A 26,159-nucleotide genomic window follows, 5' to 3' on the forward strand; every position below is an offset into this window, starting at 1 on the left:
GAGATATCACTATGAAAAATCTTCAAGACGCATATATCGTTGCTGCAACACGCAGTGCTGTTAGCAGGTCTGGCCGGGGTGCATTAAAAAATACTCGACCCGATGATTTGCTTGGCAATGCCTTGCAACATGTTCTGACGCAAGTCCCTACCCTTGATCCCAAGGCAATTGAGGATGCCATTATTGGGTGTGCCATGCCAGAAGCTCAGCAAGGTTTAAATGTGGCTCGCATAGGATTGCTCCTAGGCGGCCTTCCCAATACCGTAGGCGGTATTACTGTGAACCGCTTCTGCTCTTCTGGATTGAATGCCATTGCTATGGCGGCTGACCGTATTCGGGTTGGCGAAGCAGATGTCATGATTGCGGGTGGCGTTGAATCTATGAGCATGGTTCCCATGGGCGGCAACTCCCCATCGATGTCACCGGAAATATTTATGGGTGATGAAAATATTGGTATTGCTTACGGCATGGGCTTAACCGCCGAGAAGGTTGCGCAGCAATGGAAGATCAGCCGCGAAGATCAAGATGCCTTTGCATTTCACTCTCACCAAAAAGCCATGGCCGCGCAAGCAGCTGGTGAATTTAACTCTGAAATTTTCCCGGTCAAAGTAGCGCATCGCTCTATGGATCTGGGTAAAGGTCAAGTAGATGTGCAGTGGCGTGAATTTTCTAAAGATGAAGGTCCGCGTATTGATACATCACTTGAAGGATTGGCGAGACTCAAATCACCATTTGCCGCTGGAGGTAGCGTTACTGCTGGTAACAGCTCACAAACTTCAGATGGCGTTGGTGCACTCATCTTAGCTAGTGAAAAAGCAATTAAGACCTTTGGTCTTACGCCTTTAGCACGCTTTGTTAGCTTTGCTGTCAAGGGTGTGCCACCTGAAATCATGGGTATTGGTCCTAAGGAAGCCATTCCGGCTGCGTTAAAACTGGCTGGACTCAATTTACAGGACTTGGATTGGATTGAATTGAATGAGGCGTTTGCCGCCCAATCTTTAGCAGTCATTCGTGATCTTGGTTTGGATCAAAGCAAAGTCAATCCTTTGGGTAGCGCAATTGCACTTGGACATCCATTGGGTGCAACTGGCGCAATCCGCGCTGCGACAGCAATTCATGCATTACAGAGACGCAATCTTAAGCACGCAATGGTAACGATGTGTGTTGGTACTGGTATGGGCGCTGCTGGAATATTTGAGCGTTGCTAATCAGCCTTACCCAATATTTGGAGACAACAGAATGTTAAAAAAACAATTCATTCTATCGGCCTGCTTTCTGGGTCTGCTTGCTGGAAATGCATACGCTCAAGCCATCGATCCAGCCATCGGGGTTTGGAAGACGATTAATGACAAAACAAATGAACCCTCTTCTTTAATCAAGATTGATGAGGTGAATGGCAAACTTGAAGGCACCATCATTAAAACCTTTCCAAAACCGAATGAAAAGCCTTTGGTGTATTGCACGCTGTGCAAAGATGATCGCAAAGATAAGCCTATTCTTGGGATGAAGATCATGACCGACCTCAAACGAGATAAACCAGGGGCTTGGTCAGACGGCAAAATTCTAGATCCAGAAGAAGGCGAAATCTATCGAGTCAAAATCACGACTGAAGATGGTAAGAAAATGGATGTCCGTGGCTATATTGGCGTTCCATTACTGGGTCGTACCCAAGTTTGGTACAAGGCCGAACAGTAATCAACACACTATTAGAAATCAATATGAGCCACTTACCGCTTCCAGAAGTTCTTCGCAAACATTTGGCGGATGGTAATTTACCCGTCATCGCGGCCCCTCTTTTCATTGTCAGTAATCCTAAATTGGTAATTGCCCAGTGCAAAGCGGGTGTCATTGGATCTATGCCAGCCCTTAATGCCAGGCCAGCCGAACAACTTGAAGAATGGTTGATTGAAATCACCACCGCTTTAGAAACTTATAACCGCGAGCACCCGGATAAGCCTGCGGCACCATTTGCAATCAACCAAATTGTGCATAAGAGCAATGATCGTCTTGAGCATGATATGGCGCTATGCGTCAAATACAAGGTACCTATCATCATCACCTCCCTCGGTGCGCGCGAAGAAATTAATACTGCCGCACATAGTTATGGCGGCATCGTATTACATGACATCATCAATAATGCCTTTGCCAAAAAGGCAATTGAGAAAGGTGCTGATGGCTTAATTGCCGTTGCAGCTGGCGCTGGTGGACATGCAGGAATTAAAAGTCCTTTTGCATTAATTCAGGAAATTCGGGAATGGTTTAAAGGCCCGCTAGTACTGAGCGGCTCAATTGCAACAGGCGGCGCCGTTTTGGCGGCTCAGGCTATGGGCGCTGACTATGCTTATATTGGTTCGGCATTCATCGCCACCGAAGAAGCGCGGGCAAGCGATGCTTATAAGCAAGCGGTGGTCGAGTGCAACTCGGATGATATTGTCTTGAGCAACTTATTTACTGGTGTATCCGGCAACTATTTAGCGCCATCTATTCGCAATGCAGGCCTAGATCCAGATAATCTGCCTGAAAGTGATCCGAGCAAAATGAACTTTGGTGGTGCGGCGCAAAAAGCCTGGAAAGATATCTGGGGTTGCGGCCAAGGTATTGGGGCTGTGAAAGCAGTTACATCTACAGCGCAATTTATAGGTCGCTTAAAGGCTGAATACGATCTAATGAAAGCAAAATTACTCAAAGATACTGCTTAATTCGCATGATTAATCACCACCTAGAAGACGGCGTTCTTAAGATACTGCTGAACCGCCCCGAAAAAAAGAATGCGTTTACCAACGCCATGTATCGTGAGCTTACGCAGATACTATCTGATGGAGATCAAAACCCTCAAGTAAAGGTGATGTTGATTTCTGGCGCTGGTAATGCCTTCTCCGCAGGAAATGATATTGCCGATTTCATGAAATCGCCCATCACCCATGAAGATGCCCCACCGATTAATTTATTAAAGGTACTTGCAGGTCTTAGCAAACCCTTGATTGCGGCAGTTGATGGGGTTGCAGTTGGTATTGGAGCAACATTATTGTTTCATTGTGATTTGGTATATGCCCAAAAAGAGGTGCGCTTTATCTTTCCCTTCGTCTCACTGGGTTTGGTGCCAGAAGGTGCAGTCTCTTTATTGTTGCCAAGGCTTATTGGTCATCAAAGAGCTTCGGAAATTTTGCTTTTTGGTGAACCCATCAGCGCTGATGAAGCCATGGGACTTGGATTTATTAATAAAGTAATTTCAGAGCCATCTGCACTGCCTTATGCTGAGAAACAAGCTAAAAAACTAACCGCCCTCTCCTTGGGCTCTGTTTTACGCACAAAGTCTTTATTAAAAGATGGTGCCCTTAAAACCGCAATACTCAATCAAATTGATATTGAAGGCAAACTTTTTATCGATAGACTCCATAGTCCAGCGGCTAAAGAGGCTCTAAGCTCTTTTTTAGAAAAGCGTACTCCCAATTTTAATGGGTTGGATTAAGAGCGTTTTCTATTTTTTGAAAATGCAACATTCCTAGATTTATCTATTAAGGAGAACACATGCAATTAACCATTAACGGTAAAACAGTTCAGTTGACGGTGGATCCTAGCATGCCTCTGCTGTGGGTGATTCGCGATGTTTTAAATATGACCGGCACGAAATATGGTTGCGGAATTGCGGCTTGCGGCGCTTGCACTGTTCTTATTGATGGTCGAGCCACTCGTTCCTGTGTAACCCCGGTGGAAAGTGTCACTGGCGCAAAAATTACCACCATTGAATTTTTAGGCACTTCAGAGAAGCCCCACCCTCTTCAAACCGCTTGGATTAAAGAACAAGTTCCACAATGTGGCTATTGTCAAAGTGGGATGTTATTAGCAGCGGCAGATTTATTGGCACGAAAACCTAAACCAACCGATGCTGATATTGATCAAGCGATGTCCAATATTTGCCGTTGTGGAACCTACCAAAGAGTCAAAGCTGCCATTCATACTGCAGCAAGGGGGCAATCATGAAACGTCGGACCATGATCCTCAGCACTTTGGGCATAGCTGGTGCACTGATTGTAGGGTGGGGAGCTCTGCCTGCCCGCTCAAGACTGGGTAAGCCTGATAATTTCTACGCTGATGAGGGGGCCATCTCACTCAATGGTTGGATTCAGATTGCTCCAGATGGCAGTGTAGGACTAGCTATGAATAAAAGCGAAATGGGGCAAGGTATTTTTAATGCCCTGATGATGCTTGTGGCAGAAGAATTAAACGTCCCAATGACTAGTATTTATCTTCACCAGGCTGCTTATGACGGTATTTACGGCAATGTAGCGCTATTTATGGGAGCCCTACCGCTCCATCCTGTCGTCAATGACGGTGAAAAACCTTTCATTATGAAAAGTGGTGAATGGCTTGTTGGCAAAGTTGCTCGTGAATTGGGCATCAATGCTACTGGTGGCTCTACTTCAGTAGTAGATTCGTGGCTCAATTTACGTTATGCTGCAGCCACAGCAAAAGCTAGCCTGCTAATGGCTGCATCCAAACAATGGAATGTACCCACCAAAGATCTACAGGTAGCAAATGGAAAAATTATTGGTCCTGGTGGAAATTTTGCCAACTTTGGAGAATTTGCTAAAAAGGCTGCAGCTCTAACGCCAAATGAAGTGGCGTTAAAAGATCGCAAAGAATGGGAAGTTATTGGCAGGGATACGAAACGCGTAGACATCCCATCAAAGACGGATGGTTCAGCAATATTTGGAATAGATATCAGACTTCCAAACATGCTTTATGCAACTATAGTTCAAGCTCCAATGATGGGTGGCAGCATTAAGGAGCTAGACACAAACCAGAATGTACCTGGGTTACTTAAGATTGTTCCGCTCAAGAGCTATGCAGGATCAGCCAATGGTTTTGCCGTTGTTGGTAAAACAACTTGGGATGCCATGCAAGGCTCAAAACAAGTCAAAGTTCAGTGGGCCGAGAGAAAAGATGGCGCCATCAATACCGATCAAATATTAAAGACACTCCAAGAAAATATAAAAACGGATAACGGATTTACTTTCTATAAAACAGGTGATACAACAGAGGCCGAGAAGAAGGCCAGAAAAGTTATCGAAGCCAGCTATTCTGCTCCCTATTTGGCACATGCAACTCTCGAGCCAATGAATTGCACTGTGCAAATTAAAAATGGTCAAGTGGATGTTTGGGTGCCAACTCAAATTCCAGGACTAGCGAGAGCACTAGCTGCAAAAATCGCCAATGTTCCAGTTGCGAAAGTAAATCTTCATGTGACTCTATTGGGCGGTGGATTTGGACGACGCCTAGAGCTTGATTTTGTCTCCCAAGCTGTGCAAGTTGCCATGACTACTGATGGGAGACCTGTTCAGCTAACTTGGTCTCGAGAACAAGATATGGCCAACGATTTTTATCGACCAATGCAAGCTACCCAGCTCAAAGCATCCCTCAATGAAAAAGGTCAAGTAGATAGCTTGCGCATTGTCTCTGCTGGTGACGCCATTACCCCCCGATGGATGGAGCGGGTTTCCATTCCTTTGGCTGGTCCAATTGATGCCCCAGATAAAACAGCATCAGAAGGACTATTTGACTTTCCATATGCCTTTACCAATCAGCACATTTCTCATATATCAACTCATATGGGTGTACCAGTTGGTTATTGGCGTTCTGTTGGTCATTCACAAAACGCCTTCTTCCTAGAAAGCTTCATTGATGAATTGGCTTATGCAACTCAACAAGACCCACTCGCTTTTAGAGAATCCCTGCTTACAGATGCGCCGCGCTATTTAGCGGTCTTACAACTTGCTGCCAAAAAAGCAAATTGGGGTGGACCTCTTCCAAGCGGTCATTCCAGAGGAATTGCACTGCATGAATCCTTCGGCTCGATTGTGGCGCAAGTCATTGAAGCATCCATTCAGAATGGAAAGCCTAAGGTCCATAAAGTAGTTTGTGCAATTGACTGTGGCACAGTAGTTAACCCCAATACAGTTGCCCAGCAAATACAAAGCGCAGTCAATTTTGGATTAACGGCAGCCTTGTATGGCAAGATAGACATCAAAGATGGTGTTGTTCAGCAAACGAATTTCACTAGCTACCCAATGATGAGTATGGCAGAGTCACCCCAAGTAGAGACTTGGATCGTGCCCAGCACGAGGGCGCCAGCAGGTGTGGGTGAGCCAGGTGTGCCTCCTATTGCCCCAGCCCTCAGTAATGCATTATTTGCATTAACTGGCAACCGCATCAGAAAGCTACCTTTATTAGCTTAGCTTTTGGAATGAAACTTATTTAAGCTTCGGCTCGAATAAGATCAACTGCTTTTTCAGCGATTGCGATGATGGGCGCATTGGTATTGCCCCCAATAAGGGTTGGCATGATCGATCCATCAACCACCCTTAGACCCTCAATTCCATGAACTTTTAATTGAGAGTCGACGACTGCCATTGGGTCATTACCCATTTTGCAGGTACCCACTGGGTGATACACGGTATCTGATCTTTGCCTGATAATGTGACGAATATCATCATCTGTTTTTACATAAGGCGTAAAAATATCTTTCTTACGAATCTTAGTAAACGTTGGGGTATCCATTAATTTTTTAGTTAATTTATAGCCTTTAACTAAAGTCTCTAGATCCTCATCTTCTTTTAGGAAGCCAGGATCAATTAAGGGTGATTCATTCATACTTGCGCTAGCTAATGTTACTTGACCACGACTCTTCGGCCTAAGAACGCATACGTGACATGAGTATCCATGAGCCATATGGAGTTTTCTTGCATGATCGTCTACTAGACTAACCACAAAATGCAACTGCACATCTGGAGCCTCTAAGCTCGGATCCGTTTTCAGGAATCCACCTCCTTCGGCAAAGTTGGTCGCCAACAGGCCTTCGCGAGAGCGAACATACTTCACAATCTCACCCGTAAGTTTGACTGTGCCGCCAAGTGAAATGCCAATTAGATCAAGACTATCTGCAGAATAACCAAAGATAAAGTCGGGATGATCTTGTAGATTTTGACCAACGCCTGGCAAATCATGGACCAGCGGAATGCCAAACTTTTGCAGTTCTTTTTCAGGCCCCACTCCAGAAACCATTAACAATTGAGGGGAGTTAAAGGCGCCGGCACACAAGATCACTTCTTTATTTGCGCGAATGCTATACCGCTTGCCGCCTTGGTTATAGCTCACACCAACTGCACGCTTACCTTCGAATAATATGCGCTCGACTTGAACGCCAGTTTGAACATTTAAATTAGAGCGCTTGCCCATATATGGATGAATATAGCCGCGCGCAGCACTCCAACGCTCACCATTTTTATGAGTCACTTGATAGATACCCAGACCCTCTTGTTCCTCGCCATTAAAGTCATGGTTGATATTAAATCCAGCTTCTTTAGCGGCCTCTAAATAAAATTGTTGAAAGGGATTATGGGATTGAAGATTGGAAACATGTAAAGGGCCATCATTTCCGTGGAACTCATCAGCTATAGCGGCGTTATTTTCGCTTTTTTTGAAATAAGGTAGCAGGTCTTGATATGACCAGCCATCATTTCCTAATGCTGCCCAGTGGTCATAGTCCGATTTATGGCCGCGGATATAAATCATTGCATTAATTGCTGAGGAGCCTCCAAGACACTTTCCTCTGGGTTGATATCCACGACGTCCATTTAAGCCCGATTGCCTTACGGTCTCATAAGCGTAATTGTTTAATGGGGTAGGCAGCATAGCAACAGCGCCAGCCGGAGTCTTCACAACCCAACTATCGCCCTTGCCGCCCGCCTCTAGTAGCACTACTGAGGTGCTGGCATCTTCGCTTAGGCGCCCTGCCACAACTGAGCCACCAGATCCTCCGCCAATCACAACATAGTCATAGCTATGTGAAGTCATGCTGTCTCCTTAATTGCACCAGCGCTGATATAGTTTTCTGCTGGCCGATGGCTGAATATTTATTTTACTTAGATCACCAGTGTAGTGTTTCACTACACGATGATCCATCAAGGCAAACCAGAATGGTGGAAAGTAAGCCAAGGTAATCATGGATGCATACCCACCCGGTAATTGCGGTGCTTTATCAAAATGTCGCAGCGCTTGATAACGTCTAGTTGGATGGGCGTGATGATCAGAATGACGCTGTAGGTGATACAACAAAATGTTTCCAACTATATGGTTGCTATTCCAAGAGTGCTCTGGTGCACAGCGCACATACTCACCATTTTGATCTTTTTGACGCAATAGTCCGTAGTGTTCTACATAGTTAACAACCTCCAACATCGAGGCAGCGTAGATGCCCTGAAGGACAAGAAAGATCAGGGCTGCCCATCCCAACCAAAGTATGAGAACACCATACAAGAGAACGGTTAAAGACCAAGCTTGGAGATTTTCATTCTGGATACTCCAAACACCCTTTCCTTTTCTTTTTAAGCGTTCTCGCTCTAATTCCCATGCGGAAATTAGGCTGCCCAATACAGTACGCGGCAGAAATACCCAAAAACTTTCTCCCATACGGGCGCTAGCAGGATCCTCTGGTGTTGCCACCCGCTTGTGATGGCCGCGGTTATGTTCCACAAAGAAGTGGCCATACATACTGGAAGCTAATGCCAATTTAGAAAGCCAGCGATCTACAGACTCTTGTTTATGCCCTAACTCATGTGCAGTTCCAATGCCAATACCGTTGATTGATCCCACGGTAAATACTAAAGCGATGTAGGCATACCAATCTAAAGACTGAGTCGCTGCCAGCCAAGTTCCATAAACTGTTCCAATGAGTTGAAACGGAACATAGAGCCAAACCAGCGCGCGATAAAAGAAATCTTTATTTAAGTTGTTCACGGCGGATTCTGGAGGATTACTAAAGTCTTCACCAAAAGTCAGATCTAAGATTGGTAGAGCACTATGAATAATGGCTGGGGCAAAAAGCAAATAGAGCCAATGACCCGTCAATACGAATGCCAGAATAGAGGCGGTAAAAGCAAATGGAATGGTTGGGCTAAATAACCAAAGCCAGCGCTTATCATTCCACTCTGGATTTTGGATTGTAGTTATGCCATTCATAACCACATCTTAGACTCTACACAAAAAAATTGCTTGATTAGATGGTCTGCATTTTTTAGGCGCTATGCTCAAAGTATCTCAGTAGAATCCCTAATGATGGGGCACCATTAAAGCCTGATTAGTGACCGATAAGGCCCGATCCGAATGGAGGTTTAGATAACCAAATTAGGGGCATCAGCGCCACCAGAATGAGGCCTGCCAATAGCATTAGCTGATTGGTTGAAAGCATGAATGCCTGAGAGGTAACCAAGTTATCAACCAAGGCATATCGCTGCATTTCCGTCATACCAAGTTGGGCGGCGGCATCCATCAATTGTCGGTATGCAAGATTACCTGTCTGAATATTGCTCATGAGGTTCTCATGCTGTCTAATCGCATTGTCTTGCCAGAGCGTAGTGGCAACTGCTGTTCCTACACTAGCACCCACATTTCTTAGGAAGTTGGATATACCAGTACCAGAGGCAATCTGACTGCCCCTTAATTGCGACATAGAAATTGCAGACATCGGCATGAAGAATCCTGCAATACCTACACCCATAATAAGGCGAGCAAACATTAGTGTTTTTTCATCGACGCCCGTTGTAAAGCCAGCAGCCATCCAGCATCCAATAGCCATGGCGGCAAATCCAATGGTGGCAATGATTCTCGCATCAATGCGATGGATATTGGCTCCAAATAAAGGGCCACAAAATAAAGCCAATACTCCAGTGATTGCCATGACCTTGCCAGAGTTAAATGCGGTATAGCCCAATTGGGTTTGCAGCCATAAAGGGCCGATCACAATATAGATGTAAAACGCAAAAGATCCAAGGCCTAAGCAAATGGCAGATGTGCGAAAGTTGACCAATTTAAATAAGCGTAAATCCACAATGGGGTGCTCTGCGCCTAACTCCCAGAGAACAAAGGCAACCCAAGAGATCAGGGAGATCGTTGCTAAAGTTGCAATGAATGATGATGACAACCAATCTAATTCACTACCCTTGTCTAAGGCAATTTGCATCGAGGAGACAGCAGCAACTAGTAGCGCTATACCAATAAGATCAATTTTCTCTTTAGAGGACTCAGGCTTTGGAGCACCATACAACCAGTAGACCATCACAGCAACCAAAATGCCAAATGGCAAATTGATATAGAAAGCCCAACGCCACACCAAATTATCGGTAAGCCAACCGCCAATTAAGGGCCCCAATACAGGCGCCACTATGGTAGTTGTCGCCCAAATACCCAATGCCATACCCCGCTTTGCTGGCGGATAACATTTCATGATCAAGGTTTGGGAAAGCGGAATCATTGAAGCGCCAACAATGCCCTGCAAAATACGAGAAATGACCAATACCTCGAAGGATGGCGCCAACCCACATAGCATTGAAGCTATCGTAAAAAGTATCGTCGCGAAGATAAACTGACGCACCTCGCCAATTCTCTTGGCCAGGAAGCCGGTTAATGGCAAAAAGATAGCTTCGCTAACTGCATAGGAAGTAATAACCCAAGTCCCTTGAGTGGGGCTAATAGCAAAATCTCCTGCAATTGTTGGTAAAGCAACGTTTGCAATGGACATATCGAGAACGTTCATAAAGGAACCCAAGGCAAAAGCCAAGGTTCCAAGTACCAGCTTATATCCCTTGAGGGGTTCTAGCTCAGGCGCACTCATGAGGACTAATTATGACTTCTTAGCGTTCATCAATAAAGACTGAATATGGCGCTCAGCCTTATCAAGTTGCTTTTGATAAATAGTAGTGTCGCTAATCGGGCCTTTATCCATCGCTTGTAGTGAACTACCATCGCGATTGCTGGTATCAACTTTGACATTCATTGATAAGCCAATATTTAGAGGATATTTATTTAATTCATTACTATCCAGTGCGATTCTCACAGGTAAGCGCTGCACTACTTTTACCCAATTTCCTGTGGCATTCTGAGGTGGCAAGAGAGCTAAAGTGGAACCTGTTCCAGGGGCAAAGCCTACTACCTTTCCATGAAATTCCATCTTACCTCCATAAATATCAGACTCTAATTTGACAGGCTGTCCAATGCGAATATTTTTGAGCTGATCTTCTTTAAAATTGGCATCCACCCAAATCTGATCGCCAGCAACCATCAGTGCTAGCTGAGTGCCTGGAGCTACGCGCTGGCCAACTTGAGCATACCGCTTTGCTATTGTGGCTTTGGCTGGACTTTGAACATCAACTCGAAGCAGATTGATGTAGGCTTGGCGGGCATTAGCTATCGCCTTTAGCAAGGCCAACTGAGAGTGTTCCAGCTCCTCTTTTGACACACTGGCATCGCCTTGTAAGGCCTTACGCTTTTGATAATCTGCATTCGCATTACGCAAATCGATATCTGCTTTTTCTGACACAATCTGCACTTCTGTAGGGTCAATCCTAAAGAGTATTTGACCCTCCTCGACAGATTGGGTTTCAGAAACATTGACAGTGGCAATCGCTCCTTCTATTTGGGATACAACCTGAATCTGAGAACCTGCTACATATGCATCATCAGTAGATTCTGAATTACGGCTAAAAATAAGCCAGTACAGCAGCCCTAAAAAAAAGATGCCAATCAGGATCGCGAAAAAGATCTTGAAAGCTTTTGGTCGATTAAAACCGCCATTGTTTGTAGTAGTGTCCATTGATATTCTGAGTGAAATACTTATTGGGTTTGTCGGCTTAATTTCGCTTGAGTTTTAGATTCAGATTTAGACTGAAGATAAGATCCACCTGAGGCCTGAACGAGCACCACATTGGCAGTTAACATTTTGGATTTGGCATCTGCATAGTTTTGCCCCTGCAACAGATAAGCCTGCTCTGCAGTTAAAGACGCTTCTTTGGAGGCGATGCCAACCTCGCTTCTACTACGCGTAATTTCAAAATTTCTTCTGGCGCTTATCTCGGCATTAGCGAAGCCCTCATAATTAGCCTGTGTATTCTTCACGGATCCAATGCTATCGGCAACCTCACGCAAAGCTTGTGCAAGCTGCTCCTGATATGAGGCAATTGCTTGGTTTCGATTCGCTTCTTTGCCAGTTACGTTAGCATCAATTACGCCGCCATCAAAGATTGGCAGATTTATCGCAGGGCCGATACTAAATTGCTGACTTCTGCTAGAAAAAAGTTGGGATAAGCCAAATGATTGAACTCCGATGAAGCCCACAAGATTCACGTCCGGCAAGTACTCTAACTTTGCACCTTCTAGCTGTAGCTTTGCTACATCAATCTGACTTAACAATGCCTGTAAATCAGGCCTGCGCTCCAATAGATCGGATGGGATAACTTCGGGGAGACTAAGATTGTTTGCCTGAATAGAGGGGGCCTTGAGCGATTCGCCCCAGGTTGGGCCCTCTTGAACCAAAGCAGCAAGTTGATGCTGCATCATCTTCACACTCAAATTAGACTGATTTAAATTAGCCTGAGCGGACTCTAGCTCTACTTTGCGTTGATTTACTATCAACGCATCAACTAGACCTGCGTGTTGACGGTCAATGGCAATGCGCAGTAAATTCTTTCTGACCTCAAGCTCCCTCGCATAAAGTGCTCGAGCCTGAACCATATGGTCATAGTCAAAATAAACGCGCACAATCGTTGTCGAGAGAAGAAGTTCTGAGGCTTTGTAATTTGCTTGAGCAACAAGCACCTGATTCTTGGCGGCATCAAAATACTTCTTTTGCTTTCCCCAAATATCCAGAGACCAACTCAGCGAAGCATTGGCTAGTCCGTATCCAGTGTAAATAGGCATGCCAGGCACAAAAATATAATTTTGTGAAAGTTGTTGTCGATCAACCTGACCTCCAACACTTACCTGAGGAATAAATGCCGCCCTTTCACTTTCTAACATCGCTTGGGCTGCCGCTATCCTTGCGCCTGAAGTATCTAAACTAGGAGACTGCTTAAGCCCCAGTTGAATTAATCGATTTAACTGCGGATCACCGAATGCCGTCCACCACGCATCTTCAATAGGATTGGCGCTGCTGTTATTGATATTGTCCTGTAAAGCTAGCTTTGGCTCAAGCACGTCAATAGGTTTCACTATTTGCTCAGGTAAAGCCTGTCTAGGAAAAAAGGCACAAGCCGACAGGAGCGAGCCTATAGATGTCATTAGGACTAAGCTAAACGCCCAACGTAAGCACCTCATGAGCTCACCTCAAGTTGCTGTAAATTATTTTTTTCAATTCGCAATAAGAAATCGCGCAATTGCTCAAATTCTTTTTGCGTGAAACCATTCAATGACTGATTCAATAGATTGCACCATAGCGGTGGAATCGATATTGCAGCCTTCTTTCCGGCAGCAGTGAGAGATACGCCAATTACCCGACCGTCCTTTTTGGAAGGCATTTTTTGTATGAGTTTCATCTTTTCTAGCTTTTGCACCACGCGCACAGTTGCTGCAGCATTAACTCCCAACGCTTGCGATACGGAAGAAATCGTAGCTGCTTCAGAATGTGAAACGAGGAGCAACACGCTCATCTGCGCTGCGGTAATCCCAAGATCGGCCAGCTTCAAATCACCTAGGCGTTGATAGCTTGATTTATTACGCAACATCAAATATGCAACACTGCCCTGCGGGAAGTAATTATCTGGGGTATAGAAAGATGATGGCGCAGGGCTGGTGTTTTTCATAAAACTAATTGACTAGTCAATGAATTTTATAACACAAGAGCTTATTTTGCCCCGTGCGGCTCCACCGCAATCAAGAAGAGCCTAATGAGGGTAAAACCCTTAATTAGGGTGAATTAGGAAGATTTTGCTCAAATTAAGGAAACGGCTAACTAGGAGTAGTCTGCAAGAGACTGACTCAAAGCTGCCAAAAAAAGCTCTTGGCCGTGATGAACTTTTGCCTGCCAGTCTTCCCCAGAGTCTTCATTAGCCTCATCCGTAATGTATTTAAATGACTGCCAAGGTATTTGATGCTCATATGCGATTGCAGCAATGGCAAACAACTCCATATCTACTACATCCACACCTTGGCTATGCAACCAAGAATCATAAGAGGTCACAAAGCTATCCCCAGAGCCGCACAGAAAATTCCCCGTAGAAAGATATTCTTGTGGACGGGCGCAAAAAGGAGTGCTGCCGCGTGGCGCCAATGGCTCAGCATCCATATCGCGCTGGATAACTTTACCTATCTCCAATAAGCCGTTCAATTCCGACTTGATTTTTCCTGCGGTACCAAAGTTCAATATTCTCTTTGGTGAGTATTGGTGTATTGCTTTGATGCAAGTCATGGCAGCATTAATTTTTCCAACACCCGAATACACAATCTCTACACCTCTTGGGAGGGACTCACGCTTGAGCTCGGACTCTAATGCGGTAATAATGAGGAGTTCTGTTTTCATATTGGCTAGTAATGAATTTATTAGATTATCTACCCGGAGTTCCAGATTTTCCAAAGCCCGGTGTTTTATTTAGGGATATCTCCCCACTATTAGCCAATCCAGCTGCCTTTAAAGAGGCTATACATCAGCTTAATGAAATTGCTCAGCAGTTTGATTACACCCATATTCTAGGGATTGAATCTCGTGGCTTTATCTTTGGCTCCGCTCTAGCTCACCATGCACATAAAGGTTTGGCACTGGCCAGAAAACCGAACAAATTGCCATTGGCTAGCCATCGTGAGGCTTATGGTCTGGAATACGGCAGTGACTGTTTAGAGATTCAACAATCCGCTCTACCAAAAGACGCCAAAATATTGCTATTAGATGACGTATTGGCTACAGGGGGGACGTTAGTTGCTGCCGATAAATTAATACGTAGCGCTGGATTTGCTGTCAGTGGCGCAATCACCCTGCTGGAAATTACTTTCCTAAACGGCAGTGAACTCTTAAATCAATCCGGCATACGCCATCAATCTGCATTGAGAAGTTAGAGTATCTTTCTAGTAGCCTTAATTACTTTCATAGCACCCCAACCCACTGCTAGAGCCTTACTTGCAAGCTTAGGCTTATAGTGCGCTAGCGCTGCAAATGCGCTAGTCCATAAGAACGGGTTGCTCCTTAAGAAACTCACAGCATCAAGGCCTTTATCAGCCCAGGAGAGCGGCTTTTCCCAAGTCTCAAAATGTTCAGCAAACTCCTTACGCTCTAGACTCGCCTGAATCATGAGTTCGCGCTGATGGCGCTCTAAAGCATTTAAATGCTCAGTCATTATGAGAGTGCTTCACGATCTTTTGCTAACTCAGTTATGGAAGCTTCAAATAGTCTAGGCATTTTGCGCAGCGATTGAGTGATCAGCAGAGCCAAAATCAAGCCTACAGACAAAAAGACTCCGGTCAACAAACCCAAGGCCAGCATTCGATCAGTCTCCCAGCTGTAGATCACGATGAGTAATGCCAACATCACCAGACCAAAGAACAAGAAGAATAGTGCACTGATGATCATCACCAGCAAGCAGATGAATTTACTTCTAGCAATTTGTACATCAAGCGATAACAGCTCTAAGCGCGTTTGGGCTATCGATGCTCCAGTAGAAGCCAAGCCTTTGATGGAGGAAAGTAAATTTTCTTGAGACATGTTGACCTAGCGACGTCCTATAAACAAGCCGATCAGCAAACCTAGGCCAGCAGCAACGCCAACGGCCTCCCAAGGATTGCGATGAACAAAATCATCTGTACCCTCAGCAGCTACCTTTGCTTTATCAAGGAGTTTGCCCTCGACACCTGAGAGGCTTTCTTTGGCGCCCGCAAGAGTCTCTAATGCTTTATTGCGAATGGATGTAACAGCAGCACCTGGATGGTCTTCTGTTGCCTTAATCAAAGCCTCGGCATCAGCCATCAAGGCTTTAAATTCACCAATGAGGCTTTCTGCACCGGCTGGCTTGTCGTCATGTAAATCTGAATGGTCTAGTTTCTTTGCAGTCATATCGATATACCCCTATTTGATAAGGCATTAAGTACTAACAATCCTATTCTAAGCGCTTCTAGCCTGCGATCCCAGCAATAAAATTGTCATGCCAGCATTGCCTTCTTTAAAGCGCTTGAGATAGTGCTTTAATCCGGGACGGCGCCTTAATAAGGCGTGATAGGCCGCACTGCCGTAAGCGACATCTTCGCCAAAATGATATTCATCAACACGGTCAGAATAGCGGTTATTTTCTAGCGCATCGTGAATAGCCCATTTGATTCGACCACCCTCACCACTTGAGCCATAGCCATGTATCAGCACAATAGCTTTAACTCCTACCTCCAATGATTTTCGTAGATAGTCCGTTAGCCGATCCAAGGCCTCTTCAACGTATGGTCCATCCTGCTTTATATTGAGCTCAATCGTATCTGAGCTCAGAATCGGCAAATGTTTAGAACCACAATGCGGACATTGATTGAACAATGCCCGCATATTTCCACATTCAGGACATTCAGCGTTATGTGCCAACTGATTAAATCGAACTGAACTCCTTAAGAGCAGTACTTTCCTTCTAAACTTCTTGTATCGGTTGTCTTATCGTCAACCATTAAGTTCAAGGTTTTTTGCGCTAGATCACGATTCTCTTGAGTCTTTAGGCTTGCATTAATCAAGCTTGATACATCCTTACGAATTGAAGTGTTGCCATAACGTAAGCCCTTTAAGGTAGACACTGCTTCAGCAGATATCTTGCACTGCTGATTTATCAACTCAGAAGAATCCGACGGCTGGGTATTTGCATAAGCAAATGCAGCAACGGAGATGGATACGGCTGCTAATAGAGTCTTTTTCATCTTAATTCCTTATTTTGTGACCACACGTTGGACAACATCCCACTTCTTTCGCCTTTGTCTTTCTGAGGGCGGCATACACACTGGATTCTGAAATCTGCATCTTTCTGGCTGCTTGAGCAGCAGTCATGCCCTTCCCTACCCAGTCCAAGGCTTGATGTGTTTTTGGTATCTGTCTCTTCATTTCATCTCCCAGTCACATGACTTTAACACAATTTGTGAAGTTGTGAAGTTGTGAAGTTGTGAATTATAGTAATTACCTAGTGAAATACCCTTAGTAATTGATTGCGTGAATAGGCAGATGGATGCGGCGGCATTGGGGCATGTCGGCCGCTTTGGTGTTATAAATACTGAATAAATAAGAAACTGGGGCTTATAAAGATCATCTTTATTAAGATCGTTTTGGGCACCCTACAAATTGAAGGAGATCTATGTCTTTGCATTTCATGCCTAAAAAAGGCTTGCTAGCTATTTTTGCGACCGTCATCACGGCCATTTCAACCCCAACATTGGCGCAAACAACGCCAACATGGCCTACTAAGCCAATCAAGATAATTGTTGGCTATTCTGCTGGTGGTGCAACTGATGTATTGACCCGCCTGGTATCGGTTGGCATGGGTAACACATTGGGCCAATCTATCGTGGTAGAGAATCGTCCTGGCGCCAATAGCAACGTAGGCGCTGAAATTGTGGCCCGCTCTCCTGCTGATGGTTACACCCTGTATGCATTTTCGATTGCAAATACGATCAACGCTACTCTCTATCCAAATCTTAGCTATGACCCTATTAAGGATTTTGAGCCGATTGGCATGATTGCCAAGATTCCAAATATTTTGGTGGTTAATCCAAGCCTTCCTGTAAAGACCGTGGCAGAGTATGTGCGCTACGCGAAGGATTCAAAAGATGGTGTTACATTTGCCTCATCAGGTAGCGGCTCATCTATTCACCTATCGGGCGAAATGTTTAAGATGCAGACCAAAATCCAAATGCTGCATATCCCATATAAAGGTAGCGCTCCTGCCGTAACAGATTTACTCGGCGGCCAAGTGGAGTCGATGTTTGATAATGCTCCTTCAGCCCTGCCCCATATTAAAGCCGGCAAGCTACGTCCGATAGCAGTTACTAGTGCTCAACGCTCTCCATTTCTGCCAGACGTACCTACCATTGCTGAATCAGGCTATCCAGGTTTTGACGTCCAGTCTTGGTTTGCTTTGGTTGCTCCAGCTGGAACCCCAAAATCGATCATCACGCAATTAAATGCTGCCTTGAATAAAGCGCTCAACTCACCTGAAGTGCGTCAGCGTATGCAGGAGTTAGCTGCGACACCAGAGCCTGGCACCCCAGAAAAGATGGCGGCATTTGAAGCGGTTGAAGTAAAGCGCTGGCGTGAAGTTGTCAAAGCATCTGGCGCAAAGGCTGAATAATTACATATGTTCCCGATTGATTTTTTTTGGCGAGCAGCGCAACGTTGGCCTGATCGCATTGCTATTGATACGCCACAAGGTCCTATTCACTATGTAACCTTAGCGAATCGTGTAAAGGCGCTTTCAGCTGTGCTTACTGCATTAGATCCAACACTGCAGAGTCGCGTTGCTATTTGTGCAGGTAATAGCGCTGATCACATTACTGCTCTACTGGCTATTTTGGCTTGTGGCAAGGTATGGGTTCCACTCAATCCTAAAAGTACTCATCCCGAGATCCAACGCATTATTAAAGTCACAGAGCCTTCAATTGTGATTTTGGATGCTACTAACCAAGATCTGCTCAAAGGCGCTCCGGGTTCATGGATTTATACCGGCACCGACTCAGATGCATCTAACCGCAGCATGGCTGAATTAATTCATCTGCATGAGGATGCACCGCAACCTTCTTTTGAATTACCCTTAGATTCAATACAGGCCATCAAATTTACCGGTGGTACCACTGGCGCTCCTAAAGGTGTGATGCAGCCCTATCGCGCCTGGATGGCTAATATCGGCAATCAAATTCAGGTATGGGGATTTAATGAACATGAGCGCTATGTTGTGGCAGCACCAATTACCCATGGAACTTCTACTTATATCGTTCCGATCTTGGCGCAAGGTGGATGCCATGTGATTTTGGATGGCGCTGGTGCTGAAGTAGTGAGAACTGCTTTTCGTGAGCGTCGCGGCACTGTTTGCTTCATGCCACCAACGCTGGTTTACATGTTGATGGCATTGCCCAATGCATCCAGGGATGATTATCCAAAACTGCGTAGACTCATTTATGGCGGCGCTCCTATGCCTCCAGAACAAGTGCGTAAGGTACGTGATTTCTTTGGCCCCGTATTAGGAACCACTTATGGTCAAACTGAAGCACCACAAATTTTGACAGTGATGCGTCCAGAGGATTTTGAAGATCCAAATAACTGGGCAGCAGTTGGTAGACCTACTTGGTTTAGTGATGTGGCCATCATGTCTCCAGAAGGGAAGCTATTACCAACTGGTGAAATCGGTGAAGTGGTTGCCCGCGGCGATCTTCTCATGAATGGCTACTGGCGCATGCCTGAGAAAACAGCTGAAACGATTATTGATGGCTGGCTTCATACAGGCGATCGTGGATTAATTGATGAGCGTGGATTTTTATATCTTAAGGATCGCCTGAAAGATATCGTGATCACAGGCGGCTTTAATGTCTATCCAGTTGATGTTGAAAATGCTTTAAGTCAGCACCCTGCCGTTCATGAGTGTCTTGTCTTTGGTCTGCCCGATGAAAAATGGGGTGAAACTGTTCAAGCTGCAGTGCAATTACACCCCGGCAAGCAGGCCGATGAAGCAGAACTCATTGCCTTTGTGCGAAATCTCCTGGGTCCTGTACAAACACCAAAACACGTTCACTTTTATGAGAGCTTGCCTCGCTCTAATGTTGGTAAGTTACTTAAGAGTGCTGTGATTCAAAAACTTCAATCTCCCACTTAAATAATATTCTGAATTTTCAACTATGACAAGCAAGAAAACTCCTGTAACTAGCCTTTGTACACATACTCTCACTAGCCTGCATTACCGTGATGCGGATTTAGTGGAAGACTTGATGGGTAAAAAAACATTTACCGAAGTGATGTTGATGCAAATTCTGGGTAGAGAGCCCCGTGGTGTTGATATACGCATTACGGATGTCGTGCTGATTGTTTTAATGGAGCATGGTTTAACCCCTAGCGCGATTGCTACACGCTTAATCTATATGAGCGCCCCAGAAAATTTACAAGGCGCTGTATCTGCAGGCCTGTTGGCTGTTGGTAGTTCCTTTATTGGCACAATGGAAAACTGCTCCGCCTTGCTAGATCGGATTATTGCCTCTAAAGACCAACATGCTGAAGCCCTTTTGATTGCGCGACATTACAAGAGCATAAAAGGCGCAGTGCCTGGCTTTGGTCATCACCTGCATAAGCCGCTAGATCCACGTGCTTACAAGCTATTAGACATGGGCCGGGCTGAGAAAGAACTTCAGGGTGACCATATTCGTGCGCTTGAGACTTTATCTAAGGCGGTGGATGAAGTTGCTGGCCGCCCTATCACCATCAACGCTACTGGTGCTGTTGCCGCCCTGCTTGGTGAAATCGGCATTCCCACTGCCGTGATGCGTGGCTTTGCTGTTATCTCGCGTTCAGCCGGCTTAGTGGCCCACATTGTTGAGGAGCAACAGAGCCCATCCGGCCGCTTTATTTGGGACACCATTGAACATGCCATTCCGTTTGTGGATGGCGCTAATAAGATTGGTTAACAGTTAATCGTGGGCTCTGAAGTCAAAACCACTAGAGAATGTGTTTTAGTTACCGGCGCTAGCCGTGGCATTGGCCGTGCAATATTGGAACGCCTAATTGCCGATGGCATGCATGTGATTAATTTTGACAGAGAGTCTCCTGCAAAAGTAACCGAGCATGAAAGTTTTTTTGAAGTAGATGTCTCTAATGAAAAAACCTTGCGTGCTGCCTTAGCGCAAGCGACTTCGACATTCTCAATTACCCGCCTGGTAAATAATGCAGGTATTGTTCGTCCTGCCACAATTGAAAAGACTACGATTGCAGATCTTCAGGCTGTCATGAGCGTCAATGTTGCAGCGGCCATTATTTGCGTGCAAGCTGTCCTTCCCGCCATGAAAGCAGCTCATTTTGGTCGAATTGTGAATATAGCCAGCCGTGCAGCCTTAGGCAAAGAAGAGCGTATTGTGTATGCGACTACTAAAGCTGGCTTACTAGGCTTAACACGTACATTGGCTTTAGAGCTCGCTAGTGATGGCATCACGGTTAATGCGATTGGGCCTGGCCCCATTGCTACAGAGCTCTTTCAGGGTGCCAATCCTCCGGGTGCGCCCGCTACACAGCGCATCTTAGATAGCGTCCCACTAGGTCGCATTGGTCAACCAGAGGAAGTGGCGCATATTGTTGCTTCACTACTAGATCAGCGTGCCGGCTTTACTACAGGTCAAACAGTTTATGTATGTGGCGGTATGACGGTTGGGTTGAGTCAGTAAGTGGAACATAAGCAACCTCCTGGTTTACCAACCGATCTCACCAATCGCGTGATCTTTGTTTCTGGTGGTGGCTCAGCCGGTCCTGGCTGGAGTATCGGCAGAGCATCTTGTGTCACCTACGCCCGATTGGGTGCAAAAGTTTGTGTGGTCGATCGCGATCAAGCATCCGCAGAAGAGACAACCAGAATTATTCTGGATGAGGGCGGTATTGCGGCAACTTTTGTTGGGGATGTTTCTGAAGAGGATGAAGTTAAAAGACTCTTTAGTGAAGCTCGCAAACAGTTTGGCCCGATTGATGTTTTGCATCACAACGTGGGCATTGGCAAAGTTGGTGGGCCAATGGAAACGAGTGCCGAAGACTTTGATCGCATTCATAAGGTAAATGTGCGCAGCCTCCTACTTGCAGCCCAAGACGTCTTACCTGAAATGGTGGCGCGCGGTACCGGCAATATTATTGCCATCTCTTCTGTGGCGGGTATGCGTTACTTAGGCTACCCTCACCTAGCCTATAGCGTGACCAAGGCTGCCAATACGCAATTTATTCGGATGATTGCTCAGCAATATGCAGATAAAGGCATACGTGCCAATACGGTAGTCCCTGGCTTAATAGATACCCCACGCATTGCCAATACGGTAGCTAAGATGTTCTCTGAAAACGGCCTGGATGAGGCTCGTGCTGCCCGTGATCGCCAAGTCCCGATGGGTCACTCAGGCTCCGCATGGAATGTAGCCCATGCTTGCGCCTTTTTAGTCTCCGATGCCGCTGCTTACATTACGGGTACTGAGCTGGTGGTAGATGGCGGACTCACCGGGAAATACGCCTAAACCTTAGATTTAGAGCCCTAAGCCAAGGGATAGTATGATTTGAAGATTCTTAGGGGGTTTTATATGCATCGCATCATTTATCGAGTTGTTTTAATGCTAACCATCAGCGCAGGTCTTCTTGCGTGCAATCAAAATGATAAAAAAATTGGTGGCTGGGAAATCAATGATGTCTATCACTCGACCATCATTACTCCAAATGCAGTAACTGGTGGAAAAACCTATCAGGGCCCTCCTATCAATACGATGGATGAAGCCAATACTTATGAGATGTTTAGCTTAAGAGCCGAGCAGCCTAAGCAAGGTGCCAAGACTTATGAACTCAATGCACAGTTAACTTATTTTTCACAATGGCGCTACTACGATTCCGCAATGCTAGAGAATACCCCTGCCACAACATTTAAAGTAGTTGGTAGAGAAGCAGGCGCTTGTGGTGATCGAGGTTGTATCTTTAGAGAAGTGATATCCATTCAATTGACTGAGGCATTCCTCAAAGAAAAAATAAAGAAGGGCTTCATCATTACCCTCTCAGCTAAGAATGGTATGAAGACTGAACTCTATGTGCCGCCACAATATATCCAAGGCTACATGCAGGCGGTAAATGGATTTAATTGAGCATGCAATCAGTACATTAGGAATTATTAATGGGGCCATGAGTCCCATTATTTTTTAGTGCTTGGCGGAACTTAAATCAGCAATGCCTACCAACGATCTAAAGCGGACGCTCACGGCAAGCCTGCCTAGAAGAGAAACCGATATCCAACACCAGTTTCAGTAATGACATGCTTTGGCTGCGCGGGATCATCTTCAATTTTTTTACGAAGTGCTCCCATGTAAATCCTCACGTAGTGATGATTCTCAACATCGTTAGGTCCCCATACGCCGAGCAATAGCTGTCTATGAGTCAGAACAATATTAGGATGCGTTACCAGAAACGCTAACAAACGATATTCAATAGGAGTTAAATGAAGAGTATCTTCTTCACGTCTGACGATTCTTGTTGTCAAATCTACGCTGATATTCCCAAACTTGAAAACCGTCTCACCTTTATCAGACGCCATAGAACGCCTACGTAACTGCGCTCGGACCCTCGCTATTAACTCCCCAGGGCTAAATGGCTTTGAAAGGTAATCATCAGCACCAATATTAAGGGCTTCAATTTTGTCATCCTCATGGGTTCTTGCCGAAACCACAATGATTGGCACATCCGACCAGGTCCTAATATCTCTAATGAAATCAATACCCGTGCCATCAGGCAGACCTAGATCAACCAACACGACATCTGGTTGACGCGAGCCTACCTCTATTAGCCCACGAGAAACTGTGGCTGCCTCAAATACCTGAAATTGTTCTGCCTCTAGCGCCATTTTGATGAGCCTACGAATATTGGGCTCATCCTCAATAACGATTGCGACTGGAATTGGCTGTGACATCTAGTTACTTTATCAACTTCTACTGATCTTCAAGATCAAACTTGGGGGGATTACCTCGGGGCAAGCTAAATGTAAAGCGTGCGCCACCGCCATCCATTGTCTTCCCCGTCATCTTGCCGCCGTGCGCTTCAATAATTGCCCTGCAAATAGTGAGCCCCAGGCCAACACCAGAAATTGCACCTTCTTTATTACCACGCTCAAATTTTCTAAAAATATCTTCCTCTTTTCCTCTGGGAAGACCCGGTCCATTATCTTGCACCCAAATCTCGACAGATTGTGGAGAGGCAACTGAGGCGCCTATAGATACGCTACTATTTTTAGGGGTGTATTTGTAGGCATTTTCTAAAAGATTAATAAAAACACGCTCTATTAGAACTGCATCGAAATTTAAAAGCGGTAAATCAGGGGGTAATGTAACTGTGACATGCCTACCTTCGCTCGCCGACTCAACGGCCTTGATAGCGGCACCAATCGCCTCTTCCATTAGAAACCATTGTTTATTTAATTGGACTGCGCCAGACTGAAGGCGAGCCATATCTAATAGGTTGCTCACTTGTGAGCTCATTTTTAAAGCTTTTTCACGCAAAAGGACTGCTATCTCTTTTTGTTCAGAAGTAAGCGGTGCATCTAACATCTCTAACGCATCAGTCAATCCAACTAGCGCTGTAAGTGGCGTCCGTAAATCATGTGAAATTGCAGATAATAGAGAGTTTCTCAAGCGTTCTGACTCAATTTGCACTGTCGAGCTTTGGGCGACTGAAACATAATGTATCCGCTCCAACGAGATTGCCAGCAAACGAGCAAATGTATCGAGTAATCTACGCTGCTCAGGGGATTTTAAGCGGGTGGAGCTTGGAGCATCAATCACCAAGATTCCACGAGTACGCATTGGTGCTCGCAAAGGAATGTACAACAAAGGCGCACCTGGCAAAGAGTCAGTGCCATTGCCCGCCTCTTTGGAATTATCAAAAGCCCATTGAGCAATTGATAAGTCTGCCTGAATATTGGCTTTCTTATCAATAGCAATTTGTGATAACTGATTATCATCGTCAGCCAATAACAAGGTTGATTTTGCTTTAAATTCAATCTCAACAAAGTGCTGACTTATTTCAGCCACTTGCTCTGGCATCAAGGCGCCCGATAAATCTCTAGACATCTCATAAAGAGACTTCACTCTTTGCTCGCGTCGATTGGCAACTTTAGCCTGATAAGTCAATCCAGTAGTCAGTTTTGCTGTAATCAAACCAACAACCAACATTACTGCAAAAGTAAATAAATACTGGACATCTGTGACTGCAAATGAAAAACGTGGTGGTACAAAAAAGAAGTCAAACACCAGCACATTGACAACAGAAGCCATCAGAGATGGTCCCAAGCCAAATTTAACGGATACCAAAACGACTGCCAGCAAAAACAGCATGGCAATATTTGGTAACTCCACTATGGTATTTAGGGGTGTTGCGACAACTCCAGCAATACCGCAGATTAGTAAGCTCAATGCATAGGATTGCCAAGGGGCTTTTAATTGCCAAACTAAGGATTCAATATCAAAGCTATCACGCGTAGTGCTTGTTGCATTTGTCCCTTGAGCAATTTTGAGCACATCTAAATCAGGGGCTTGCCTAGAGATTGACTCTGAAAATGCCCTTCTCCAAATTTGCCATCCACTAAGAGCGCCCGTTCCCACGATAACCCTCGAAAGGTTGTGCTCTCTTGCGTAATTAATAACGGACTCAACTGCATCGTTCCCACCAACAGTTACTGCTTTTGCCCCCATCTCCTCTGCCATAGAGATGGCTTTTAGAATGCGCTCCCTAGACTTTTGAGAGAGGTTTTGTAACTTAGGTGTTTCAACATAAATTGCATGCCAAGGAATCTGAAGTTGTGCAGCCACTCTTGCTGCACTTCTAATGACATTCTCCGCCTCATCTCCAGGGCCGATACAAGCCAAAATAGACTCACGCGTTTTCCAAACATTGGATACCGAGTTATCTTTTCGGTATTTAATAATCTCGCCATCTAGGCGATCAGCCGAGCGACGTAGCGCTAATTCTCGTAGCGCAATTAAATTTCCTTTGCGGAAAAAGTTTTGAGTCGCCCTTTCGGCTTGCTGGGGAAGGTAAACCTTGCCATCCCTCAGTCTTTGCAGCAGCTCGTCGGGAGGAAGGTCAACTAAAACAACTTCGTCGGCAGAGTCAAATATATGATCTGGAACCGTTTCCCAAACCCTAACTCCCGTAATTCCACCAACAATATCGTTCAAAGTTTCAATATGTTGGACATTGATGGTGGAGTAGACGTCGATACCGGCCGCCAGGAGCTCTTCAACATCCTGCCAGCGCTTCGGATGCCTTGACCCGGCTGCATTTGAATGCGCAAGCTCATCCATGAGGATTAAATCAGGCTTTTCAATCAGAGCTTGGTCAAGATCAAATTCCTTGAGTTTCTTGCCCTTATAGTCAATTTCTTTTAAAGGTAGAACCTCTATGCCATCAAGCATGGCTATAGTATCTTTACGACCGTGTGTCTCTACGACCCCAGCAATAACCCGCTTACTTTTGCTTTGCTCATGAGCGGCAGACAGCATGGCATAAGTTTTACCTACGCCAGCATTTGCACCAAAGAAGATCTTTAGTTTACCGCGACCAGACTGAACTTCTTGGCTCTGTATACGAGCAAGTAATTGATCGGGGTCTGGTCGTGACTCAGGCATTG

28 protein-coding genes are annotated in these 26,159 nt (G+C 45.3%); 13 read left to right on the forward strand and 15 right to left on the reverse strand.

Annotated elements, in window-relative coordinates; genetic code table 11:
• Positions 1 to 11: 11 nt before the first annotated feature.
• From ICN36_RS10265 to ICN36_RS10290, 6 genes are read left to right on the forward strand one after another with little or no spacing between them, the layout of a single operon-like run.
• Entirely contained in the window at positions 12 to 1,208 is a 1,197-nt protein-coding gene (locus ICN36_RS10265) for an acetyl-CoA C-acyltransferase (RefSeq protein ID WP_216228235.1), read from the forward strand.
• Positions 1,209 to 1,239: 31 nt separating this feature from the next.
• Complete coding sequence (locus ICN36_RS10270) at positions 1,240 to 1,695, forward strand: DUF2147 domain-containing protein (RefSeq protein WP_216228236.1); 456 nt, start codon at positions 1,240 to 1,242, stop codon at positions 1,693 to 1,695.
• A gap of 23 nt (positions 1,696 to 1,718) precedes the next feature.
• The gene (locus ICN36_RS10275) at positions 1,719 to 2,699 is read left to right on the forward strand and encodes a nitronate monooxygenase family protein (RefSeq protein ID WP_216228237.1); all 981 of its coding nucleotides are present in this window, start codon (positions 1,719 to 1,721) and stop codon (positions 2,697 to 2,699) included.
• Positions 2,700 to 2,704: 5 nt separating this feature from the next.
• Positions 2,705 to 3,469 carry an enoyl-CoA hydratase gene (locus ICN36_RS10280; RefSeq protein ID WP_216228238.1) on the forward strand — a complete coding sequence of 255 codons (765 nt, stop codon included), beginning with the start codon at positions 2,705 to 2,707 and terminating at the stop codon, positions 3,467 to 3,469.
• Between the two features lie 59 nt (positions 3,470 to 3,528).
• Complete coding sequence (locus ICN36_RS10285; RefSeq protein ID WP_216228239.1) at positions 3,529 to 3,981, forward strand: (2Fe-2S)-binding protein; 453 nt, start codon at positions 3,529 to 3,531, stop codon at positions 3,979 to 3,981.
• Complete coding sequence (locus tag ICN36_RS10290; RefSeq protein ID WP_216228240.1) at positions 3,978 to 6,236, forward strand: molybdopterin cofactor-binding domain-containing protein; 2,259 nt, start codon at positions 3,978 to 3,980, stop codon at positions 6,234 to 6,236. Before ICN36_RS10285 ends, ICN36_RS10290 begins: the two co-directional genes overlap by 4 nt.
• Positions 6,237 to 6,255: 19 nt before the next feature.
• Here the strand turns inward: ICN36_RS10290 and ICN36_RS10295 are convergent, their stop codons facing one another.
• From ICN36_RS10295 to ICN36_RS10325, 7 genes are all read right to left on the reverse strand, one after another.
• Positions 6,256 to 7,854: a GMC family oxidoreductase gene (locus ICN36_RS10295; protein ID WP_216228241.1), complete on the reverse strand. Its 1,599-nt coding sequence runs from the start codon at positions 7,852 to 7,854 to the stop codon at positions 6,256 to 6,258.
• Positions 7,855 to 7,863: 9 nt separating this feature from the next.
• Positions 7,864 to 9,018: an alkane 1-monooxygenase gene (locus tag ICN36_RS10300; protein WP_216228242.1), complete on the reverse strand. Its 1,155-nt coding sequence runs from the start codon at positions 9,016 to 9,018 to the stop codon at positions 7,864 to 7,866.
• A gap of 118 nt (positions 9,019 to 9,136) precedes the next feature.
• Positions 9,137 to 10,669 (reverse strand): DHA2 family efflux MFS transporter permease subunit, encoded by a 1,533-nt coding sequence (locus tag ICN36_RS10305; protein WP_216228243.1) that lies wholly within the window; start codon positions 10,667 to 10,669, stop codon positions 9,137 to 9,139.
• A 9-nt stretch (positions 10,670 to 10,678) separates the two neighbouring features.
• Positions 10,679 to 11,647 (reverse strand): efflux RND transporter periplasmic adaptor subunit, encoded by a 969-nt coding sequence (locus tag ICN36_RS10310; protein ID WP_216228244.1) that lies wholly within the window; start codon positions 11,645 to 11,647, stop codon positions 10,679 to 10,681.
• A gap of 20 nt (positions 11,648 to 11,667) precedes the next feature.
• On the reverse strand, positions 11,668 to 13,146 hold the full coding sequence (locus ICN36_RS10315; protein ID WP_216228245.1) for an efflux transporter outer membrane subunit: 1,479 nt from the start codon (positions 13,144 to 13,146) through the stop codon (positions 11,668 to 11,670).
• Complete coding sequence (locus tag ICN36_RS10320) at positions 13,143 to 13,631, reverse strand: MarR family winged helix-turn-helix transcriptional regulator (RefSeq protein WP_216228246.1); 489 nt, start codon at positions 13,629 to 13,631, stop codon at positions 13,143 to 13,145. Before ICN36_RS10320 ends, ICN36_RS10315 begins: the two co-directional genes overlap by 4 nt.
• 149 nt (positions 13,632 to 13,780) lie before the next feature.
• Positions 13,781 to 14,347 (reverse strand): 5'-methylthioadenosine/S-adenosylhomocysteine nucleosidase, encoded by a 567-nt coding sequence (locus ICN36_RS10325; protein WP_216228247.1) that lies wholly within the window; start codon positions 14,345 to 14,347, stop codon positions 13,781 to 13,783.
• An 11-nt stretch (positions 14,348 to 14,358) separates the two neighbouring features.
• Between ICN36_RS10325 and ICN36_RS10330 the strand changes: the two genes are divergently transcribed.
• Positions 14,359 to 14,877: an adenine phosphoribosyltransferase gene (locus ICN36_RS10330; protein WP_216228248.1), complete on the forward strand. Its 519-nt coding sequence runs from the start codon at positions 14,359 to 14,361 to the stop codon at positions 14,875 to 14,877.
• On the opposite strand, the gene ICN36_RS10335 is transcribed toward ICN36_RS10330, so the two are convergent.
• From ICN36_RS10335 to ICN36_RS10360, 6 genes are read right to left on the reverse strand one after another with little or no spacing between them, the layout of a single operon-like run.
• Positions 14,874 to 15,155, reverse strand: coding sequence for a YqjK-like family protein (locus ICN36_RS10335; protein ID WP_216228249.1), 282 nt, complete (start codon positions 15,153 to 15,155; stop codon positions 14,874 to 14,876). The two genes, ICN36_RS10330 and ICN36_RS10335, sit on opposite strands and share 4 nt — an antisense overlap.
• Positions 15,155 to 15,520 (reverse strand): phage holin family protein, encoded by a 366-nt coding sequence (locus ICN36_RS10340; RefSeq protein WP_216228250.1) that lies wholly within the window; start codon positions 15,518 to 15,520, stop codon positions 15,155 to 15,157. The genes ICN36_RS10335 and ICN36_RS10340 overlap by 1 nt, the downstream gene beginning before the upstream one ends.
• A gap of 6 nt (positions 15,521 to 15,526) precedes the next feature.
• Positions 15,527 to 15,868, reverse strand: coding sequence for a YqjD family protein (locus ICN36_RS10345; protein ID WP_216228251.1), 342 nt, complete (start codon positions 15,866 to 15,868; stop codon positions 15,527 to 15,529).
• A gap of 48 nt (positions 15,869 to 15,916) precedes the next feature.
• Positions 15,917 to 16,342 carry a Smr/MutS family protein gene (locus ICN36_RS10350; RefSeq protein WP_255531298.1) on the reverse strand — a complete coding sequence of 142 codons (426 nt, stop codon included), beginning with the start codon at positions 16,340 to 16,342 and terminating at the stop codon, positions 15,917 to 15,919.
• A 59-nt stretch (positions 16,343 to 16,401) separates the two neighbouring features.
• Entirely contained in the window at positions 16,402 to 16,701 is a 300-nt protein-coding gene (locus tag ICN36_RS10355) for a hypothetical protein (protein WP_216228253.1), read from the reverse strand.
• 1 nt (position 16,702) lies between these two features.
• Positions 16,703 to 16,882 carry a hypothetical protein gene (locus ICN36_RS10360; protein WP_216228254.1) on the reverse strand — a complete coding sequence of 60 codons (180 nt, stop codon included), beginning with the start codon at positions 16,880 to 16,882 and terminating at the stop codon, positions 16,703 to 16,705.
• Between the two features lie 247 nt (positions 16,883 to 17,129).
• Here ICN36_RS10360 and ICN36_RS10365 point away from each other — a divergent pair, with 247 nt between their 5' ends.
• From ICN36_RS10365 to ICN36_RS10390, 6 genes are all read left to right on the forward strand, one after another.
• On the forward strand, positions 17,130 to 18,122 hold the full coding sequence (locus ICN36_RS10365; protein ID WP_216228255.1) for a tripartite tricarboxylate transporter substrate binding protein: 993 nt from the start codon (positions 17,130 to 17,132) through the stop codon (positions 18,120 to 18,122).
• A 6-nt stretch (positions 18,123 to 18,128) separates the two neighbouring features.
• Entirely contained in the window at positions 18,129 to 19,637 is a 1,509-nt protein-coding gene (locus tag ICN36_RS10370) for a class I adenylate-forming enzyme family protein (RefSeq protein ID WP_216228256.1), read from the forward strand.
• Between the two features lie 22 nt (positions 19,638 to 19,659).
• Positions 19,660 to 20,439, forward strand: coding sequence for a citryl-CoA lyase (locus tag ICN36_RS10375; RefSeq protein WP_216228257.1), 780 nt, complete (start codon positions 19,660 to 19,662; stop codon positions 20,437 to 20,439).
• Positions 20,440 to 20,448: 9 nt separating this feature from the next.
• Positions 20,449 to 21,189, forward strand: coding sequence for an SDR family oxidoreductase (locus ICN36_RS10380; RefSeq protein ID WP_216228258.1), 741 nt, complete (start codon positions 20,449 to 20,451; stop codon positions 21,187 to 21,189).
• Complete coding sequence (locus tag ICN36_RS10385; protein ID WP_216228259.1) at positions 21,190 to 22,014, forward strand: SDR family oxidoreductase; 825 nt, start codon at positions 21,190 to 21,192, stop codon at positions 22,012 to 22,014. It begins immediately after the preceding gene.
• A gap of 63 nt (positions 22,015 to 22,077) precedes the next feature.
• Positions 22,078 to 22,626, forward strand: coding sequence for a hypothetical protein (locus ICN36_RS10390; RefSeq protein ID WP_216228260.1), 549 nt, complete (start codon positions 22,078 to 22,080; stop codon positions 22,624 to 22,626).
• A 125-nt stretch (positions 22,627 to 22,751) separates the two neighbouring features.
• Here ICN36_RS10390 and ICN36_RS10395 read toward each other — a convergent pair whose 3' ends face one another.
• On the reverse strand, positions 22,752 to 23,444 hold the full coding sequence (locus ICN36_RS10395) for a response regulator (RefSeq protein WP_216228261.1): 693 nt from the start codon (positions 23,442 to 23,444) through the stop codon (positions 22,752 to 22,754).
• Positions 23,445 to 23,463: 19 nt separating this feature from the next.
• Complete coding sequence (locus ICN36_RS10400; RefSeq protein WP_216228262.1) at positions 23,464 to 26,157, reverse strand: DUF4118 domain-containing protein; 2,694 nt, start codon at positions 26,155 to 26,157, stop codon at positions 23,464 to 23,466.
• Positions 26,158 to 26,159 lie beyond the last annotated feature (2 nt).

Source organism: Polynucleobacter sp. UK-Gri1-W3, from assembly GCF_018881595.1.
Lineage (GTDB): Bacteria > Pseudomonadota > Gammaproteobacteria > Burkholderiales > Burkholderiaceae > Polynucleobacter.

Excerpts from the sequence above, each read along its gene's own strand:
- ICN36_RS10390 (WP_216228260.1), top strand. The coding sequence starts at position 22,078 with ATGCATCGCATCATTTATCGAGTTGTTTTAATGCTAACCATCAGCGCA.
- ICN36_RS10320 (WP_216228246.1), bottom strand. The coding sequence starts at position 13,631 with ATGAAAAACACCAGCCCTGCGCCATCATCTTTCTATACCCCAGATAAT.
- ICN36_RS10340 (WP_216228250.1), bottom strand. The coding sequence starts at position 15,520 with ATGTCTCAAGAAAATTTACTTTCCTCCATCAAAGGCTTGGCTTCTACT.
- ICN36_RS10335 (WP_216228249.1), bottom strand. The coding sequence starts at position 15,155 with ATGACTGAGCATTTAAATGCTTTAGAGCGCCATCAGCGCGAACTCATG.
- ICN36_RS10365 (WP_216228255.1), top strand. The coding sequence starts at position 17,130 with ATGTCTTTGCATTTCATGCCTAAAAAAGGCTTGCTAGCTATTTTTGCG.
- ICN36_RS10310 (WP_216228244.1), bottom strand. The coding sequence starts at position 11,647 with ATGGACACTACTACAAACAATGGCGGTTTTAATCGACCAAAAGCTTTC.
- ICN36_RS10280 (WP_216228238.1), top strand. The coding sequence starts at position 2,705 with ATGATTAATCACCACCTAGAAGACGGCGTTCTTAAGATACTGCTGAAC.
- ICN36_RS10265 (WP_216228235.1), top strand. The coding sequence starts at position 12 with ATGAAAAATCTTCAAGACGCATATATCGTTGCTGCAACACGCAGTGCT.
- ICN36_RS10285 (WP_216228239.1), top strand. The coding sequence starts at position 3,529 with ATGCAATTAACCATTAACGGTAAAACAGTTCAGTTGACGGTGGATCCT.
- ICN36_RS10360 (WP_216228254.1), bottom strand. The coding sequence starts at position 16,882 with ATGAAGAGACAGATACCAAAAACACATCAAGCCTTGGACTGGGTAGGG.
- ICN36_RS10275 (WP_216228237.1), top strand. The coding sequence starts at position 1,719 with ATGAGCCACTTACCGCTTCCAGAAGTTCTTCGCAAACATTTGGCGGAT.
- ICN36_RS10305 (WP_216228243.1), bottom strand. The coding sequence starts at position 10,669 with ATGAGTGCGCCTGAGCTAGAACCCCTCAAGGGATATAAGCTGGTACTT.
- ICN36_RS10375 (WP_216228257.1), top strand. The coding sequence starts at position 19,660 with ATGACAAGCAAGAAAACTCCTGTAACTAGCCTTTGTACACATACTCTC.
- ICN36_RS10330 (WP_216228248.1), top strand. The coding sequence starts at position 14,359 with ATGAATTTATTAGATTATCTACCCGGAGTTCCAGATTTTCCAAAGCCC.
- ICN36_RS10270 (WP_216228236.1), top strand. The coding sequence starts at position 1,240 with ATGTTAAAAAAACAATTCATTCTATCGGCCTGCTTTCTGGGTCTGCTT.
- ICN36_RS10300 (WP_216228242.1), bottom strand. The coding sequence starts at position 9,018 with ATGAATGGCATAACTACAATCCAAAATCCAGAGTGGAATGATAAGCGC.
- ICN36_RS10370 (WP_216228256.1), top strand. The coding sequence starts at position 18,129 with ATGTTCCCGATTGATTTTTTTTGGCGAGCAGCGCAACGTTGGCCTGAT.
- ICN36_RS10345 (WP_216228251.1), bottom strand. The coding sequence starts at position 15,868 with ATGACTGCAAAGAAACTAGACCATTCAGATTTACATGACGACAAGCCA.
- ICN36_RS10350 (WP_255531298.1), bottom strand. The coding sequence starts at position 16,342 with ATGCGGGCATTGTTCAATCAATGTCCGCATTGTGGTTCTAAACATTTG.
- ICN36_RS10395 (WP_216228261.1), bottom strand. The coding sequence starts at position 23,444 with ATGTCACAGCCAATTCCAGTCGCAATCGTTATTGAGGATGAGCCCAAT.
- ICN36_RS10295 (WP_216228241.1), bottom strand. The coding sequence starts at position 7,854 with ATGACTTCACATAGCTATGACTATGTTGTGATTGGCGGAGGATCTGGT.
- ICN36_RS10355 (WP_216228253.1), bottom strand. The coding sequence starts at position 16,701 with ATGAAAAAGACTCTATTAGCAGCCGTATCCATCTCCGTTGCTGCATTT.
- ICN36_RS10400 (WP_216228262.1), bottom strand. The coding sequence starts at position 26,157 with ATGCCTGAGTCACGACCAGACCCCGATCAATTACTTGCTCGTATACAG.
- ICN36_RS10315 (WP_216228245.1), bottom strand. The coding sequence starts at position 13,146 with ATGAGGTGCTTACGTTGGGCGTTTAGCTTAGTCCTAATGACATCTATA.
- ICN36_RS10290 (WP_216228240.1), top strand. The coding sequence starts at position 3,978 with ATGAAACGTCGGACCATGATCCTCAGCACTTTGGGCATAGCTGGTGCA.
- ICN36_RS10325 (WP_216228247.1), bottom strand. The coding sequence starts at position 14,347 with ATGAAAACAGAACTCCTCATTATTACCGCATTAGAGTCCGAGCTCAAG.